Source organism: Actinomadura alba (genome assembly GCF_014323705.1).
GTDB classification, from domain to species: domain Bacteria; phylum Actinomycetota; class Actinomycetes; order Streptosporangiales; family Streptosporangiaceae; genus Actinomadura_C; species Actinomadura_C alba.
Genome location: NZ_JABVEC010000008.1, coordinates 172,776 through 186,628 on the forward strand (window position 1 = coordinate 172,776; position 13,853 = coordinate 186,628).

A 13,853-nucleotide genomic window follows, 5' to 3' on the forward strand; every position below is an offset into this window, starting at 1 on the left:
CGCTCCATCTCAGGCGCGGGGCAGCCTCACGGCCCATGGTGCCTATCACGGCGTTTCCTTTCCGTTAGCGATCGTCTTGACGGCCATCCGCCGGCCGGGGAACCGGGGAAGACCGGAGGGGAGAAACAGAGAGGAAACATGCGGTCGAGTTGCATCGCTTGCGTTCGGCCGGAACATCTCCGGCCCGTTACAGGGAGACGACACGATGCGACTGCGGACCCGCAGCGTTCTGGCGGCATTGCCGCTGGTGCTGACCCTTGCCCTCACCGCGTGCGGTTCGGACGACGACGGCGGCGGGGTGGCCACGGTGGACGGCGGCAAGACGAACGGCGGCGGCGCCGACGCCGCAGCGAGCCTGAACCCGGATGAGATGCGGGTGAAGTTCGCCGAGTGCATGCGAAAGAACGGCGTGGACATCCCGGATCCGGAGCCCGGCAAGCCCCAGATGCTTAAGTTCGACAAGAATTCGGGCGTCGACAGGGCGACGGTGGACAAGGCCATGAAGGCCTGCCAGCAGTACAACTCGATGGCGAACGCCGCCCCGGGGTCGGACCCACAGGCGGAGGAGAGGGGCCGCAAGTTCGCCGAGTGCATGCGCAAGAACGGCGTGGAGAAGTTCCCCGACCCCAAGCCGGGCCAGCGTGGGGTCCAGATCGGCCCCGAGGTGGGTGACGACCCGGACTTCCAGAATGCCCAGAAGCAGTGCCAGGAAATCCTCGCGGGCGGCTCGGGCGCCGGAGCGAAGCCGTGACGGACGAAGCCACCGTCGAGGACCGGGCGGACCCGGCGGACCGGGCACCCTTGGAGGAGAGGCGCCCACGCCGGCGAAAGCGCCGCGGCAAGCGGATCGCCGTCGCATTCGTCGTCGTGGCCGCGGGCGCCGCGGCCGCCGCCACGCTTGGCCTCGGCGGCGGCGGCTCAGCGGACGGCAAGAAGGCGAGCGCGCTGCCGCCGAAGACCGCCGAGGTGACCCGGCAGACGCTCAAGGACACCCAGACCGCCGACGGGGAGCTCGGCTTCGGCCTGGCGACCTCCGCTACCAGCCGGCTGCCCGGCACGCTCACCACCCTGCCCGACAGCGGCAGCACGATCACCCGCGGCCGCGCACTGTACGAGGTGGACGACAAACCGGTGATGCTGATGTACGGGCCGAAACCCGCGTACCGCGCCCTGAAGCCGGGCATTGAGGGTGCGGACGTACGCCAGCTCGAACGGAACCTCAAGGCGCTCGGGTACGACGGGTTCACCGAGGACGACGAGTACACCGAGGACACGGCCGAGGCCGTGCGGGAGTGGCAGGACGACAAGGGCCTTGAGGAGACCGGGGCGGTCGAGCTCGGGCGCGTGATGTTCGCTCCCGGCGCGATCCGTGTGGAGAGCCTTGAGGCGAGCGAGGGGGATCCGACGGCCCCCGGCCGCAAGGTGCTCTCTTACACCGGCACCGAAAAGGCCGTCACCGTGGAACTCGAGGCCACCGACCAGCGGCTGGCCAAGAAGGGCGCGGCCGTCGAGGTCACGCTCCCCGACGACAGCACCGTGAAGGGCAGGATCGACGAGGTCTCCACGGTGATCCAGCCGGGCAGCGGCCAGGATGCGGAACCGCAGACCAAGGTCGAGGTGGTCGTGGAGCTCAAGGACAAGAAGGCCCAGAAGGCCGCCGACGCCTACGCCCTGGCCTCGGTCGACGTCACCTTCACCGCCGGTACGCGCAAGGACGTGCTCACCGTGCCGGTCGCCGCGCTGCTGGCGCTACAGGAGGGGGGCTTCGGCGTGGAGGTCGTCAAGGGTGCCACGACGACGTACGTCCCGGTCACCACCGGCCTCTTCGCCGGCGGCCAGGTGGAGATATCCGGGAACGGGATCGCCGAGGGCACGACAGTGGGGATGCCGAAATGATCTTCCTGACCGACGTGACGAAGGTCTACCCAGGGGGCGTCACGGCGCTCGCCGGTGTCTCGCTGCACATCGGCGGCGGCGAACTCGTCGCCATCGTGGGCCCGTCCGGCTCCGGCAAGTCGACCATGCTCCACGTGCTCGGTACCCTCGATCGGCCCACCTCGGGCAGCGTGCACATCGACGGATACGACGTGGGCACGCTCTCCGACGCCAAACTGTCGGCGCTGCGGGCGAGCCGCATCGGCTTCGTCTTCCAGCAGTTCCACCTCGCAGCGGGCACTCCGGCGCTGGACAACGTGGCCGACGGGCTCCTGTACTCCGGACTGCGGTCCGGCGAGCGCCGCCGCCGCGCCGCAGCGGCGCTGGAGCGGGTCGGCCTCGGCCACCGCATGGACCACGAGCCGCACGAGTTGTCCGGCGGCGAGCGCCAGCGCGTCGCCATCGCGCGCGCCGTGGCGGGCGAACCCCCGCTGCTGCTCGCCGACGAGCCGACCGGCGCCCTCGATTCCGCCTCCGGGGCCGGTGTGATGCGCCTGCTGCGGGAGCTCCACGCCGCCGGCACCACCGTTGTGATCATCACGCACGACCGGGAGATCGCCGACGGCCTGCCCAGGCAGGTGCGGATGCGCGACGGCCGGGTAGTGGCCGACTCCCTGCAGCACGACGTCGCCGTGTCGGGGGTGAGCTGATGGCCACCCCCGACATCCGCAGCGGAGCGAGGAATGTCGGCGGAGCCGTTGCCAGGGGGTCTGGGGGGTCGTCCCCCCAGAGGAAAGACGTGCTGCGACCGGCCCGGATGTGGCCACGCGATGTGGTCAAGGTCGGCGCGGTGGGCCTGCGCACCCGCCCGATGCGGGCCTTCCTCTCCGCGCTGGGCATCGCCATCGGCATCGCCGCGATGGTCGCGGTCGTCGGCATCTCGTCCTCCTCCCGCGCCGAACTCGACCGCACCCTGGCGTCACTGGGCACCAACCTGCTCACCGTCTCACCCGGTACGACCCTGACCGGCGAGGCGGCCCAGCTGCCCACCGAGGCCGAGGCGATGGTGGGCCGGGTCGCGCCGGTGCACGCCGTGTCGGCCATCGGCCTCATCGACGGCGCGAAGGTGTACCGCAACAGCAAGATCCCCGAGGCCGAGACCAGCGGGATCGCGGCCTACGCCGCCCGCACCGACCTGCGCGAAGCCATCGGCGCGCAGGTCAGGAGCGGAACCTGGCTGAACGCCGCCACCGGCACGTACCCGGCGACGGTGCTCGGTGCGACCGCCGCGGAACGGCTCGGGATCGGCCACGCCGGCCCCGGCACCCAGGTGCTCATCGGCGGCGAGATGTTCACCGTGGTGGGCATCCTCGCCCCGGCCCCGCTCGCGCCCGAACTGGACACCGCGGCGCTGGTCGGCTGGCCGGCGGCGGAGTCCAGTCTGGCCTTCGACGGGCATCCGACCACCGTCTACACCCGCTCTGAGGACGCGAACGTCGAGCAGGTCCGCGCCGTGCTGGGTGCCACCGCCAACCCGGAGGCACCCAACGAGGTCGAGGTCTCCCGCCCCTCTGACGCGCTCGCCGCCAAGCAGGCCGCGGGCGAGGCGTTCACCGGGCTGCTCCTCGGTCTGGGCGCGGTGGCGCTGCTCGTAGGCGGCGTCGGGGTGGCCAACACCATGGTCATCTCGGTGCTGGAGCGGCGCTCTGAGATCGGCCTGCGCCGCTCGCTCGGCGCGACCCGCGGCCAGATCCGCACCCAGTTCCTTTCCGAGTCGCTGCTGCTCTCCGCCCTCGGCGGCGCGGGTGGCGCGCTGCTGGGCACCGCGGTCACCTCCGGTTACGCCCTCTACCAGGGCTGGCCGACCGTCGTACCGGCCTGGGCGGTGCTCGGCGGCGTCGGCGCGACCCTCGCCATCGGCGCCCTGGCCGGTCTCTACCCGGCGATCCGCGCCTCCCGCCTCTCCCCCACGGAGGCGCTCGCCACGCCGTAAGCCCAGGTCGGGGGGCGGAATGGGCCGCTTAGACCATGTACTGGTCGTGGCGGTGGTAGACGTCGGTCCATTCCGCCTCGCTGAGCTGCCGCCCGCTCGCCACGATCTCGGCCAGTTCCTCGAAGTAGGCCTCGCGGGGTGCGCCCGGGGCGAACAGGACCAGCATCGTGGCCGGTCCGTCCGAGTTGCGGAACGCGTGAATCCCTCCTGGGGGCACGAAGAGGAAGTCGCCAGAAGAGCCGCTGGCCCAGCGTTCACCGTTGTACAGGCTGACCGTCCCGCTCAGGACGAAAAAGGATTCGGAGAAGGTCTTGTGGAAGTGCGCTCCTCCCCCTGACGGCTCGGCACCCATCTCCCACCGGTAGAGCCCGTACTGGCCGCCGGTGCTCGCGCCGGTCGCCAAGTAGTGCACCCTCGTACGCCCGCCGATCGACAGGTCCGGCGCGGTGTCCGCAGTGCGGAGCCTGCCGGTGATCTCGCCCTTGTCACTTAGGTAGAGAGCGTCCGGATATGACATCCCGTTCCTCCTCGTTGGCTTAGAACTCCTATGGCTACAGGGGCAAAGTAGCGGTGAGCAATCTTGCGGACCGCGGATTGACCGCAAGAGCCGACTGCGCTCCAAAGCTGCGGTGTCGGCAGATCCAGACGATCCGCACGGTGAGTTGCGGCGTTCTGCATGGAGTGGGCCTCTCGACTGCGTCACAGGGGGAGGGACGGGCCGCCCCGGGTGTTCGTCACGGGTCAGGTGCGGGGTGGTCAGGAACCGTCAGCGTGCCTGGATGAGGTGGTCGAGGGTCCGGGCATCGCTGAGCATAGGCTCATCGAATTCCCAGGAGCCGGTACGGAAGGCGTCCACCACGCGGCTCAGGAAGATCGTCATGCTGTCGGCGGGGGGCACGCAGTGCACGCGTTGCCTCGTCGTCACGGACCGTGCCGTGCGTCACCGCGACCCGCGAATCCGCAGGGGCTCAGAATTCGAGCGTCGTTGCGCGCGCATCGTCGATTTTCCGCCGTTCGCTAACGTTAGGTCGCCGTGCTCAGCCGAACCGGGCGAAGTCTGAGGGTGTCCGGGTCCAAGAGCCATCGACGATCCGGGACGGCAGGTAGTCGGATTCGACCTCGATCGTCCATCCGCGGTCGTGGGCCGCGCAGGACAGGCCGAGTGCTTCGATCGCGATCAGGCCATCCATGTCGCCGTTCCGGTCACCGACCGAGAAGTATTGCCGGTAGCGGTCCAACGCCTCGGCCAACGTCCGGTTGAAGCCGTTCGGATCGTTCGCGAGTAGGCGGTCGAAGAGCAACAGGGGTGGCCTGAACAAGCAATCCCAGTGTGCGCCGTCTCCGATCATGGCCAATCCTGCATCCACGTGCGGGCGGGGGTCATCGCCGGACAGGTGGGTCCGCAACGCTCGCGCGAAGCGTGCGGTGACGTGCGGGTACGGGTTCTCTTGGAGTACCTCGTCGCTCACGCGGCTCAGGGCGTGGAGCGCATCGTCCGACCGGGTGGCCAGCGCCAGAGCGGCCGCCCTGGTGTAGGCCAGCGGTGTGGTGGCGCTGGTGGGGCCGTCCGCCGCCAGCGTTCCGGTCCGTCCGGCGAGGGTGATCTCCACCTGGGTTCCGCGCGGCACCGTGAGTTCGAACGCGGCGCATGCGGCTTGGCCGGCCATGACCAGGTCGGTCCATTGGCGAGGGTCGGCGGCGGCCGGGTCGGCGAGCGAGCGGAGAGCGGCGACCTGGAACCGGTCACGGGCGAAGTCCAGCCAGTCACCGCCCCACTCGAAGAGACGCTTGATGTCCTTGCGCGCGGCCTTGTCCCGCGAACGGATGTAGGCGTTGACGTTGTCCATGGTGAACGGTGGACGAGGGATCCGGGCCCCGGGCTCGGCCTCCTTGGGGCCGTTCCCGGTCACCAGACGGGCCGGAAGGTAACCGGACTCGACCTCGATGGTCACGCCGCTGTCGTGAGCGAGTGCCGCCAACGCCAGCGGGCCCCACGCGATCCGGTCACGGACGCACGTTCCCGCAAGTAGCCGGTACCGTTCGAGCGCCGCGCCCAACCGCTCGTTGAAGTCCGAGTGATCGTTCTGTACGAGTGAGCGGAGCAGGGCCGTCCTGCCATCCGTTGCCTCGACGGAGACGGTCCCTTGCGCGGCGAGACCGTGGGTGCTCGCCCACCGGGCAGCCAACGCACGGGCGTAGGCGGCCTCGGAACCTTCTGGTAGAAGGTGAACTGCCTTGTACAGCTTCAGTAGCGTGCGCTCGTTGCGAACGATCAACGCCAGGTGGAAGGCCTGAATCCAGGCAGCAGATAGGGGGCGTTCCCCAGCCTGGACCTCGATGCCGAGTCCGAGGCCGACGTAGTCGATCCAGGTGCGTGCCACCTCGCCCGCCGGGGTGTGCAGAGCGAATGAATGGTCGGCCGCCGTGTCCGCAGCGCTTCTCAGCGCGTCCCAGACATCGCGACTTTCGAATCGGGGGTCGTCGGTGAGGAAGCGGGCCGCGACGTAGTCCAGCAGCTTGTCGCTGATGAGCTGGATATGCTCCGGCAGTTCGAGCGTCTTCAACTGTTGGAGTTCTTCGGGGACGGCCAGCGCGGTGGCCAGTTCCGCATCACTCATCCTGGTTTCCGCGTGCATGGAGAGTAACGCTACTGTCGCCGCGTTCGCGCCGCTGCGTCCCCTCGCGCCAGGACATACGCTGGTCATCCCAACAGGTCACTACGCTGATATCTTCGACACGCCGCCCCGCCCGCTTGCCGACGTTATGGCCTTGGTCCAGCGCGTGGCCAAGGCGATGCGTATCACTTTGGGCGCCGGAGGCGTGAACGTCCTTCATGCCAGCGGCCCAGACTCGGAACAATCGGTTCCGCATCTGCACTTCCATGTGGTCCCGCGCTGGCAGGACGACGGATTCTCGACCTGGCCGGCCGGTCGGTCCCGTCACCGCATCGCCGCCGATTCGGTCGCGCAGCTGGCCGACGCGCTGAGATCACACGAGTAGCCGCGGGGGCAACGAGCACCGACCGAGCTCACCCGCCGGTACGGGTGCGGCGTGGTCGCCACCGATAGGGCCACTGTTCAGCTCGAACCGACGCCGCGGTCTTCGCGTCGCATGTCCCCGATGCCGGGGGTCCCCGCACCCAGGCCGTAACGCAGGAGCACAGCGCCTTTGGACGAGGCGACGGGCGGCTCGAGGAGCACCAGGTTGGCAGGCACGGTACCGCCGTCGAACACTTTCTTGCCGACGCCGAGCACGATGGGGAAGACCCACAGGTCGAGCCGGTCGAAGAGGCGCTCGTGCAGGAGGGTCTGCACCAGGTTCAGGCTTCCGATCACGTGGACGTGCTCATGCCTGCCACGCAGCTCGTGCACGGCGCTCACCAGGTCGGGTCCCAGCTGCGTCGAGCCCGTCCAGCCCAGATCCGGGTTGCCTCGCGAGGCGACGTACTTCGGGATGCTGTTGAACAGCGTGGCGATCCCGCCGTCGACGCCGTCGACCTGGTTCGGCCAGAACGCGGCGAAGATGTCGTAGGTCTTGCGGCCCAGCAGCAGAGCGTCCATGCCCTCCATTCCGGCACCGACGTGCCGGCCGACCGTCTCGTCGAACAAGGGCGCCTGCCATCCCCCGAACGGAAAGCCGTCGGGGTCCTCCTCGGGATCACCCGGCGCCTGGCCAACCAGGTCGAGCGTCGCGAACAGGTCGATGTGGATCGTGCCCATGGTGTCCTCCTCCTTGTGTGCCGGCACGACCTTAGACCGGCGTCCGGACAAAATTTGCTCACTGTGCGTCTGGTTTGGTCCTATTCGCTGACTCCGGCGGGCACGCCCCAATGATCATCATGGCGTCGGCGTCCGGGATGCAGGTGCCGGCGATCGCCCGGCTCGCTCAAGCGGTCGCATGAGACAACCGCCGGGAAAATATCCGCCTGGCCTGCGGGTACATCTCGTCGGTGGTTGGCTTTCTTCGGCTGCATGTCGGGGTCGGCGGCGTGCCGATCGTCTTATACAAGAGGGCAGATGGCCCAGCTGCAAAGGAGGCGGAGGGCGCCGTGCCGGATGAGGACAAGAAGCGAGCGCACCGAGCCCTGGTGGATCGCGTGCTGAACGGGGAGGGCAGGGCACCTGCGGAGCAGCGAGCGCGTGCCTTCGGCAACGACGGCCTCTCCCCGCCATTAGACGCGCTGATCGGCAAGGTCGCCGACAGGCCGGCGCAGGTCACCGAGGCGGACTTGGCTGCGGCGAAGGCGTCGGGCTGCACCGAGGACCAGCTTTTCGAACTGGTGATATGCGCCGCGGTCGGCCAGTCCGCCCGGCTGTATGAAGCCGGACTGGCGGCCCTGGCCGAAGCGACCGTCAAGGGGAGGCCGGATCATGCGACTTGACATCCTCAACCACGGTTACGGCCCCAGAACCAAGCTGCTGTTCGCGCTCATCCGGCTGTTCTCCGGGCACCCGGTACCGGACGCCGCCAAGCTGGTCTTCTACCGGCCCGATTTCTACGGTGCCCGGGCCAAGGCGTTCACCCACGAGGCGATGCGCGGACCGTCCGCCTGGTCGGTGGGCGACCGGGAGCTGATGGCGGCTTACGTGTCCAAGGTGAACGAGTCCGCGTTCTGCGTCGGCGCGCACACCGCGACCGCAAGGCAGGCGTACCAGGACGGGCCACGGGTCGCGGCGGTGCTGGCCGACCTGGAATCGGCCCCCGTCGCAGAGCCGCTGCGGGCAACGCTGCGGATGCTCGGCAAGCTGACCCGGGAGGGGAAGGTCGGCGCCGAGGACATGCGGGAAGTGCTGGCCGCCGGTGTCTCACCCCAGCAGGTCCAGGACGCGCTGGCGGTCTGCGCCGCCTTCAACACCACCGACCGGCTCGCCGACGCCTTCGGGTTCGAACTGCTCAGCCCCGAGGGCTTCGAGGCAGGAGCCAAGCACCTGCTCAAGCGGGGTTACCGGTAGCCCGCGCAGCGCACACCCGACATCACCCTGAGTCTCGAGGCTGAGGATCAAGGTAGCCCGCGGCTTGGAGGGTGAAGAGCTCGGCGTAGCGCCCTCCCGCGGACATCAGCTGGTCGTGCGTGCCGTGCTCGGCCACCCGGCCGCCATCGAGTACGTAAATGTGGTCGGCCATCCGTACGGTCGCGAAGCGGTGAGAGATGAGCAGCACCGTCCGCCCGGCCAGCAGGGTGCGCAGTTGCTCGAAGAGCAGGTGTTCGGCCCGAGCGTCGAGGGTGGCGGTGGGCTCGTCCAGAATGATGAACGGGGCCTCCCGGAAGAAGGCGCGCGCCAGGGCGACACGCTGCCACTGCCCGCCGGAAAGGTCGATGCCGCCGGCGAACTCGGGTCCCAGCAGCGACTCATATCCCTGGGACAGCGCGGCGAGGAGGTCGTGGGCACCGGCCGCCCTGGCCGCCCGCGTCACGGCGGCACGATCGTCGGCTCTCTCCCAGCGGCCCATCCCGACGTTGTCGGCGGCCGAGAGCAGGTAGCGCTGGAAGTCCTGGAACAGTACCGCGATCGAATGGCGCAGCCGATCCGGATCGGCTCCGGTCACATCGACGTCGTCGTACAGGATCCGCCCGGCCTGCGGCCGATAGAGGTGGGACAGCAGTTTTGCCAAGGTGGTCTTCCCCGAGCCGTTCTCACCGACCAGGGCGACGACCTGGCCGGCGCCGATCTCCATGCTGACATTCCGCAACGCCGGCTGCCGTCCCGACGGGTAGCGGAAAGTCAGGTTCTCGACCCTGAGCCGCCGGAAGCCGACCGGCTCCGGACGGGCCCGCGGGGACGGCGGTGACCTCGGGGCCTGCGGGGCCTTCCCGAGTTGCGGAAGCTTCGGCGGCTGCGGGGGCGGTGATGATCCGGGAGCCAACGCGACGAATCCCTGCAGATCCTGTAGGAACGGAGCCGCCTCGAAGAGCAGGTCGGTGCCTGCGGCGGCGGTACGCAGCCGTACGCCGAGCAACAGGACCGCCGTGGCGGCGGCACCGGCGTCGGCGACGGCCATCTCACCTGTCGCGGCCATTGCCAGCACCAGGCCCAGAACCGATCCCAGCGCGACGCCGCTGGTGAGGCGGGCCAGTATGGTGATCCGCAGCCGCCGCCGCGCGGTCACCCTGATCTCGGCCAGGCGCTCGTCGGTGCGCTGCTCCCACCGTGCTCGCAGGTAGCCGGCGAGGCCGAAGGCGCGGACCTCCTTCGCGGCACGGCGGGTGGTCAGGACGTCGAGCAGGTAGCTGCGTTCGCGTTCGGCGGGTGTGAGCCGAAACAGCGCATCGAAGAGCACCCGTCCGCTCCTGAGGCCCGCGAACCACAGCGGCACCCCTGCCAGGAGGGTGGCCGGGACCAGCAGGGGCTCGATGGCGGCCAGGGCGAGCGCGATCCCCGCGGTGCTCATGACCGCGCTGGTCAGCGCGCCGAGCCCCTGGGTGAGCTGGTGCGGGCGGATCCGGGCGCTCATCGAGGCGCGTTCCAGCCGGTTGTGGAACTCGGGGCGCTCGAACTGCTCCAGCTCGATGGTGCAGGCGACGTCCAGGACGCGTCCCAGGGCGTAGCGGTTCAGCTGCTCGCTGAGGACGTCGTCGCGGGAGGTCGCCACGGCGGTGGCGAGGCCGATGACGCCGAGCATGCCGAGGATCAGCGCGCCCTGTAGCAGCATTTCCACCAGTGGCGATCCGGCTCCCGCCACCAGGAGCTTGTCCAGCAGGTCACGGCCGCCGAGGATGGGCAACACCAGACCGAGTCCGCCGACCGCCTGCAGCGCTGTGATCAGGAGGAACTCACGGCGGGCCGCGGCCAAGGTGAGCTTGAGCGCGCCGCCCAGGAGCCCGGGGAGCCGCCGCATTTCGATCTGCGGCGGCTCCGTCAACTCGGCCGCGGTGACCGGCGAGAGCGCGGGATCGCTCATTCAGTAGCCGACCTGTTTCACCTCGCCGCGCTGGAAAGGTCCTCCCTCCATCAGGAGGTCGGATATGCAGTCGCTCATCGGTAGTTCCAGGTCATTCTGCATCCACATGAACTGGCCGGTTGGATTGGCCTCCAGGAAGACGTATTCACCATCCGGTGTGACGATGAAATCCAGTGCGCCATAGACGACCCCGAGCTCGTCCAACAATGCCTGTGTCTGCTTGACGATCTGCTCGGGAAGCGGCCGATAGTCGCCGTAGTGCATTTGATCCTGCGCGGCCCGCCAGTCGACCTGGGTCGCCTCATGGCCCTGCGAGTCGACCGTCACGGGGAAATAAGTGTTCCCGATGACGGTGAGTCGCACCTCGTACGCCTTTTCGATGTACTCCTGGAACTGGCACATCGTGTGGCGCACCCGGCCCAGATGCTCTTGGATCTCATCACCGACCACGGTGGTGAGCAATCCGGACGGAAAGGCGCCGGGATAGTGGATCACACCTCCGCTCAAGGATTTGTAGACCAGTTTCCCTTCATTGCCTTCCAGCACCCTGGCGACCTCGTCCGGGTCGTTGGTCAGCAGTGTCCGGGGAACCCGCATTCCGAACTTCTTCGCCATCGCGAGTTGGAACGGCTTGAGATCGGCGACCGCGTCGATATCGGGACGGTTGATCCACAGGCAGTCGGTCGCGCGGAGGATCCCGCCGACGCCGTGCAGCGCCTCGTAGCGGGCGAACTGCCGCTCAGACTCCCCCATCTCGTCACCGAACTCGAACGCGGTGGGCCGGCGATACCAGACGCCGGACATCGCGCTGAGGTCGAGCTCGCGGTCGCGGTGTCTGAGCACCTGCCGCCCGCCCGCGAAGTCGGAGGTGGTGAGGCTGAGCTCCTGTGGAAAGTAGCTGGTGTCGACCCGGACGACCCTTGCCCCTTTTGACTTCAGGCTCCGGACGACCGGGTCGACGGTGGGATCGAAGTCCTGTGTGAGTATCAGGACCTCAGGTGATCGTGCGGCCATGTATCAGGCGCAGATGTCGTCGAGGGTCTTGTCGAACGGCGGGCTGTAATACGTCTGGGTGTACGAGCTGTACCCGGCCGTGATGTCCCCCTCCGGGGCGACCCAGGTCTGGGATTCGGGATCGTAGTGACCGGCCTGGGGGTCAGGGCCGTCGACCCAGGCCGGATTCCACGGCTCGGCGTAGGCGTAGGCGAACGGCCGCTCGTCGCCCTCAGGTCCCGGTATCGCTGACGGGTCGATGTTGGCGTGGTCCGGTGACAGGAAGGGACGGCTGGTACGGAGCGGGGGCGGCGTGATCACGTTGGACATGGACTACCTTTCTCGCATCTTGCACCGACTACGGGGATTCCTTTTCTGATGTGGTTGGTTCGGTGATCCCAGTGAGCCCGGACACCTCGCCCGAGAAAGACCAGACCAGATGGGTCGCGTCGTAATGGCCGGCGGCCAGCCTCAGTTCGTTTTCCGGCTCGAACTCGGAGCCGATTTCGTACAGATATGCGAGCGGCGCCGCACGGCTCACCCTGGAGCGCGCACGCGACCGCGTCGGCTTGGCAGGAACGACGAGATAGCCGCCGTGCAACTCTGGACGGTCGAGCCGTAGAAACGTCGGCCAGCGATACGGTTCGGCTCCGCGTCCGATCACGCCTCCCGAAGATCAATGATCTTTCCTGGAAAACATGACACGGATCATGTATGCCTGTCAATGGCCATCAGTCGGGCAGGGTGGGCAGCGTCAGTCGTCCGTCCTGCCATTCGGGCCGGACGTAACCGCGGATCTCGACGCTCCGTTCAATGGCGGAGTGGTCGAGGATCTCGCGAACGGTGAGCGTGCTCGTGAGCCGGGCGGCCCCGGGGAAGAGAACCGCGCGGCCGGACCGCCCGTGCTCGGCAGCGGCTACGGCCGCTCCCTTGATGAGGTCGGCGGTGCCACGGCGTTCATCGCCGAGAACCGTCAACCTTCCAGGTCCCGGCCGACTCAGCACCATGGCCAAGCCCCGCGGCGGAGACTGGCTCGACGACGAGATGGCCGAGCTCAAGGCCTACGGCGTCGACATCCTGGTATGCGCCCTCACCAGTGCTGAACTCGGAGAATCAGGCCTTGCGAACGAACCACGAGCCGCACACGAGGCCGGGCTGTCTAAGGCCCATCGCACGACCAGCCCCAAAGTAGCGGTTAGGTTGGCGGGATGAGGATCTTGCATCTGTCCGATACGCACCTCGACCGTGCCGGCGGACCGGACGCCGACGGGGCTGACGGCACGGCGGCGCTTCGCCGCATGCTCGCCGACCTGGTCCATCTGCGCGACCTCGATGCTGTCGTCGTCACGGGGGATGTCGCGGACGACGGATCGCGCGAGGGGTACGCGCGGGCGCGCGAACTCCTGGGCGGCTACGCCCGGGAGTGGGGCGCGTCCGTGTTCTATGCGACCGGGAACCACGATGAACGGGCGGCGTTCACCGAGGTGCTCGGCTGCGGCCACGCACATCCCGATGCGGTGTGCGAGGGGCCCGACGGCGAGCGGGCCGCCGCGAGCACGATCGACGGCTGGCGCGTGGTCACCCTTGACTCCCTCGTGCCGGGCAAGGGCTACGGCCGGATCGGCCGGGCCCAGCTCGACTGGTTGCGCGAGGTATTGGTCACCCCCGCGCCGCGCGGCACGATCCTGGCCTTCCATCACCCGCCAGTCGCGCTGGATGTCGAGGTGCAGCGAGCGCTCGGGCTACAGAATGCCGACGAGTTGGCCGCGACGATCCGCGGAACCGACGTGCAGCTCATCCTCTGCGGCCACTTCCACCTCCAGATCCTGGGGCGCTTGGAGCAGGCGACGGTTTGGGTGACGCCCGGTGTCGTCAGCCGCATCGACCTGACCGCCCGTCCCGGCACCGAGCGCGCCGTGCACGGCCCTTCGGCCTCCCTCGTCCAGCTCGGCACGCCCGACGGACCGCTCATCCACACCCTCCATGCACGCGACCCCCGCGTGGGCGAGACTGTCTACGAAGCCGACGAGGACGAGATGCGCGAGGCCATCGAGAAACTCGGCCCCTCTCGGGTGAGTCTGAACTGAGAACC

The 13,853-nt window shown here is 68.6% G+C and carries 17 protein-coding genes; 8 read left to right on the forward strand and 9 right to left on the reverse strand.

The annotated features are described in order from the left end of the window. Positions 1 to 205: 205 nt before the first annotated feature. The 4 genes from HKK74_RS13325 to HKK74_RS13340 all read left to right on the forward strand — a co-directional run bounded on the left by HKK74_RS13325 (position 206) and on the right by HKK74_RS13340 (position 3,868). Positions 206 to 751, forward strand: a complete 546-nt coding sequence (locus tag HKK74_RS13325) for a hypothetical protein (protein ID WP_187243491.1) — start codon at positions 206 to 208, stop codon at positions 749 to 751. Beyond that, positions 748 to 1,896 (forward strand): peptidoglycan-binding protein, encoded by a 1,149-nt coding sequence (locus tag HKK74_RS13330; protein WP_187243492.1) that lies wholly within the window; start codon positions 748 to 750, stop codon positions 1,894 to 1,896. Before HKK74_RS13325 ends, HKK74_RS13330 begins: the two co-directional genes overlap by 4 nt. After that, positions 1,893 to 2,585, forward strand: coding sequence for an ABC transporter ATP-binding protein (locus tag HKK74_RS13335; RefSeq protein ID WP_187243493.1), 693 nt, complete (start codon positions 1,893 to 1,895; stop codon positions 2,583 to 2,585). The genes HKK74_RS13330 and HKK74_RS13335 overlap by 4 nt, the downstream gene beginning before the upstream one ends. A 107-nt stretch (positions 2,586 to 2,692) precedes the next feature. Continuing rightward, positions 2,693 to 3,868, forward strand: coding sequence for an ABC transporter permease (locus HKK74_RS13340; RefSeq protein WP_187243571.1), 1,176 nt, complete (start codon positions 2,693 to 2,695; stop codon positions 3,866 to 3,868). 28 nt (positions 3,869 to 3,896) lie between these two features. On the opposite strand, the gene HKK74_RS13345 is transcribed toward HKK74_RS13340, so the two are convergent. The 3 genes from HKK74_RS13345 to HKK74_RS13355 all read right to left on the reverse strand — a co-directional run bounded on the left by HKK74_RS13345 (position 3,897) and on the right by HKK74_RS13355 (position 6,486). Continuing rightward, entirely contained in the window at positions 3,897 to 4,385 is a 489-nt protein-coding gene (locus HKK74_RS13345) for a cupin domain-containing protein (protein WP_187243494.1), read from the reverse strand. Positions 4,386 to 4,634: 249 nt separating this feature from the next. Beyond that, a complete protein-coding gene (locus HKK74_RS13350; RefSeq protein ID WP_187243495.1) occupies positions 4,635 to 4,793 on the reverse strand; it encodes a hypothetical protein in 159 nt (52 codons plus the stop codon). Between the two features lie 112 nt (positions 4,794 to 4,905). Further along, a complete protein-coding gene (locus HKK74_RS13355) occupies positions 4,906 to 6,486 on the reverse strand; it encodes an immunity 49 family protein (protein WP_187243496.1) in 1,581 nt (526 codons plus the stop codon). Between the two features lie 16 nt (positions 6,487 to 6,502). Here HKK74_RS13355 and HKK74_RS13360 point away from each other — a divergent pair, with 16 nt between their 5' ends. Continuing rightward, positions 6,503 to 6,868 (forward strand): HIT family protein, encoded by a 366-nt coding sequence (locus HKK74_RS13360; RefSeq protein ID WP_187243497.1) that lies wholly within the window; start codon positions 6,503 to 6,505, stop codon positions 6,866 to 6,868. 77 nt (positions 6,869 to 6,945) lie between these two features. Here the strand turns inward: HKK74_RS13360 and HKK74_RS13365 are convergent, their stop codons facing one another. Beyond that, positions 6,946 to 7,587: a dihydrofolate reductase family protein gene (locus HKK74_RS13365; protein ID WP_187243498.1), complete on the reverse strand. Its 642-nt coding sequence runs from the start codon at positions 7,585 to 7,587 to the stop codon at positions 6,946 to 6,948. Positions 7,588 to 7,916: 329 nt separating this feature from the next. Between HKK74_RS13365 and HKK74_RS13370 the strand changes: the two genes are divergently transcribed. Further along, positions 7,917 to 8,249 carry a hypothetical protein gene (locus tag HKK74_RS13370; protein ID WP_187243499.1) on the forward strand — a complete coding sequence of 111 codons (333 nt, stop codon included), beginning with the start codon at positions 7,917 to 7,919 and terminating at the stop codon, positions 8,247 to 8,249. Continuing rightward, positions 8,239 to 8,820: a carboxymuconolactone decarboxylase family protein gene (locus tag HKK74_RS13375; protein ID WP_187243500.1), complete on the forward strand. Its 582-nt coding sequence runs from the start codon at positions 8,239 to 8,241 to the stop codon at positions 8,818 to 8,820. The genes HKK74_RS13370 and HKK74_RS13375 overlap by 11 nt, the downstream gene beginning before the upstream one ends. 22 nt (positions 8,821 to 8,842) lie before the next feature. On the opposite strand, the gene HKK74_RS13380 is transcribed toward HKK74_RS13375, so the two are convergent. The 5 genes from HKK74_RS13380 to HKK74_RS13400 form a co-directional block, all read right to left on the reverse strand. Continuing rightward, positions 8,843 to 10,768: an ABC transporter ATP-binding protein gene (locus tag HKK74_RS13380; RefSeq protein ID WP_187243501.1), complete on the reverse strand. Its 1,926-nt coding sequence runs from the start codon at positions 10,766 to 10,768 to the stop codon at positions 8,843 to 8,845. Continuing rightward, complete coding sequence (locus HKK74_RS13385; RefSeq protein ID WP_187243502.1) at positions 10,769 to 11,782, reverse strand: MvdC/MvdD family ATP grasp protein; 1,014 nt, start codon at positions 11,780 to 11,782, stop codon at positions 10,769 to 10,771. 3 nt (positions 11,783 to 11,785) lie between these two features. Next, a complete protein-coding gene (locus HKK74_RS13390; RefSeq protein ID WP_187243503.1) occupies positions 11,786 to 12,091 on the reverse strand; it encodes a hypothetical protein in 306 nt (101 codons plus the stop codon). A gap of 28 nt (positions 12,092 to 12,119) precedes the next feature. After that, a complete protein-coding gene (locus tag HKK74_RS13395; RefSeq protein WP_187243504.1) occupies positions 12,120 to 12,425 on the reverse strand; it encodes a hypothetical protein in 306 nt (101 codons plus the stop codon). Positions 12,426 to 12,492: 67 nt separating this feature from the next. Beyond that, positions 12,493 to 12,738 carry a hypothetical protein gene (locus HKK74_RS13400; protein ID WP_187243505.1) on the reverse strand — a complete coding sequence of 82 codons (246 nt, stop codon included), beginning with the start codon at positions 12,736 to 12,738 and terminating at the stop codon, positions 12,493 to 12,495. Between the two features lie 231 nt (positions 12,739 to 12,969). Between HKK74_RS13400 and HKK74_RS13405 the strand changes: the two genes are divergently transcribed. After that, positions 12,970 to 13,848 (forward strand): metallophosphoesterase family protein, encoded by an 879-nt coding sequence (locus HKK74_RS13405; protein WP_187243506.1) that lies wholly within the window; start codon positions 12,970 to 12,972, stop codon positions 13,846 to 13,848. Positions 13,849 to 13,853 lie beyond the last annotated feature (5 nt).

Bases quoted from the DNA above. Each gene is read 5' to 3' on its own strand.
- HKK74_RS13365 (WP_187243498.1), bottom strand. From the start codon at position 7,587: ATGGGCACGATCCACATCGACCTGTTCGCGACGCTCGACCTGGTTGGC.
- HKK74_RS13375 (WP_187243500.1), top strand. From the start codon at position 8,239: ATGCGACTTGACATCCTCAACCACGGTTACGGCCCCAGAACCAAGCTG.
- HKK74_RS13390 (WP_187243503.1), bottom strand. From the start codon at position 12,091: ATGTCCAACGTGATCACGCCGCCCCCGCTCCGTACCAGCCGTCCCTTC.
- HKK74_RS13405 (WP_187243506.1), top strand. From the start codon at position 12,970: ATGAGGATCTTGCATCTGTCCGATACGCACCTCGACCGTGCCGGCGGA.
- HKK74_RS13360 (WP_187243497.1), top strand. From the start codon at position 6,503: ATGGAGAGTAACGCTACTGTCGCCGCGTTCGCGCCGCTGCGTCCCCTC.
- HKK74_RS13340 (WP_187243571.1), top strand. From the start codon at position 2,693: ATGTGGCCACGCGATGTGGTCAAGGTCGGCGCGGTGGGCCTGCGCACC.
- HKK74_RS13325 (WP_187243491.1), top strand. From the start codon at position 206: ATGCGACTGCGGACCCGCAGCGTTCTGGCGGCATTGCCGCTGGTGCTG.
- HKK74_RS13345 (WP_187243494.1), bottom strand. From the start codon at position 4,385: ATGTCATATCCGGACGCTCTCTACCTAAGTGACAAGGGCGAGATCACC.
- HKK74_RS13335 (WP_187243493.1), top strand. From the start codon at position 1,893: ATGATCTTCCTGACCGACGTGACGAAGGTCTACCCAGGGGGCGTCACG.
- HKK74_RS13355 (WP_187243496.1), bottom strand. From the start codon at position 6,486: ATGAGTGATGCGGAACTGGCCACCGCGCTGGCCGTCCCCGAAGAACTC.
- HKK74_RS13380 (WP_187243501.1), bottom strand. From the start codon at position 10,768: ATGAGCGATCCCGCGCTCTCGCCGGTCACCGCGGCCGAGTTGACGGAG.
- HKK74_RS13385 (WP_187243502.1), bottom strand. From the start codon at position 11,782: ATGGCCGCACGATCACCTGAGGTCCTGATACTCACACAGGACTTCGAT.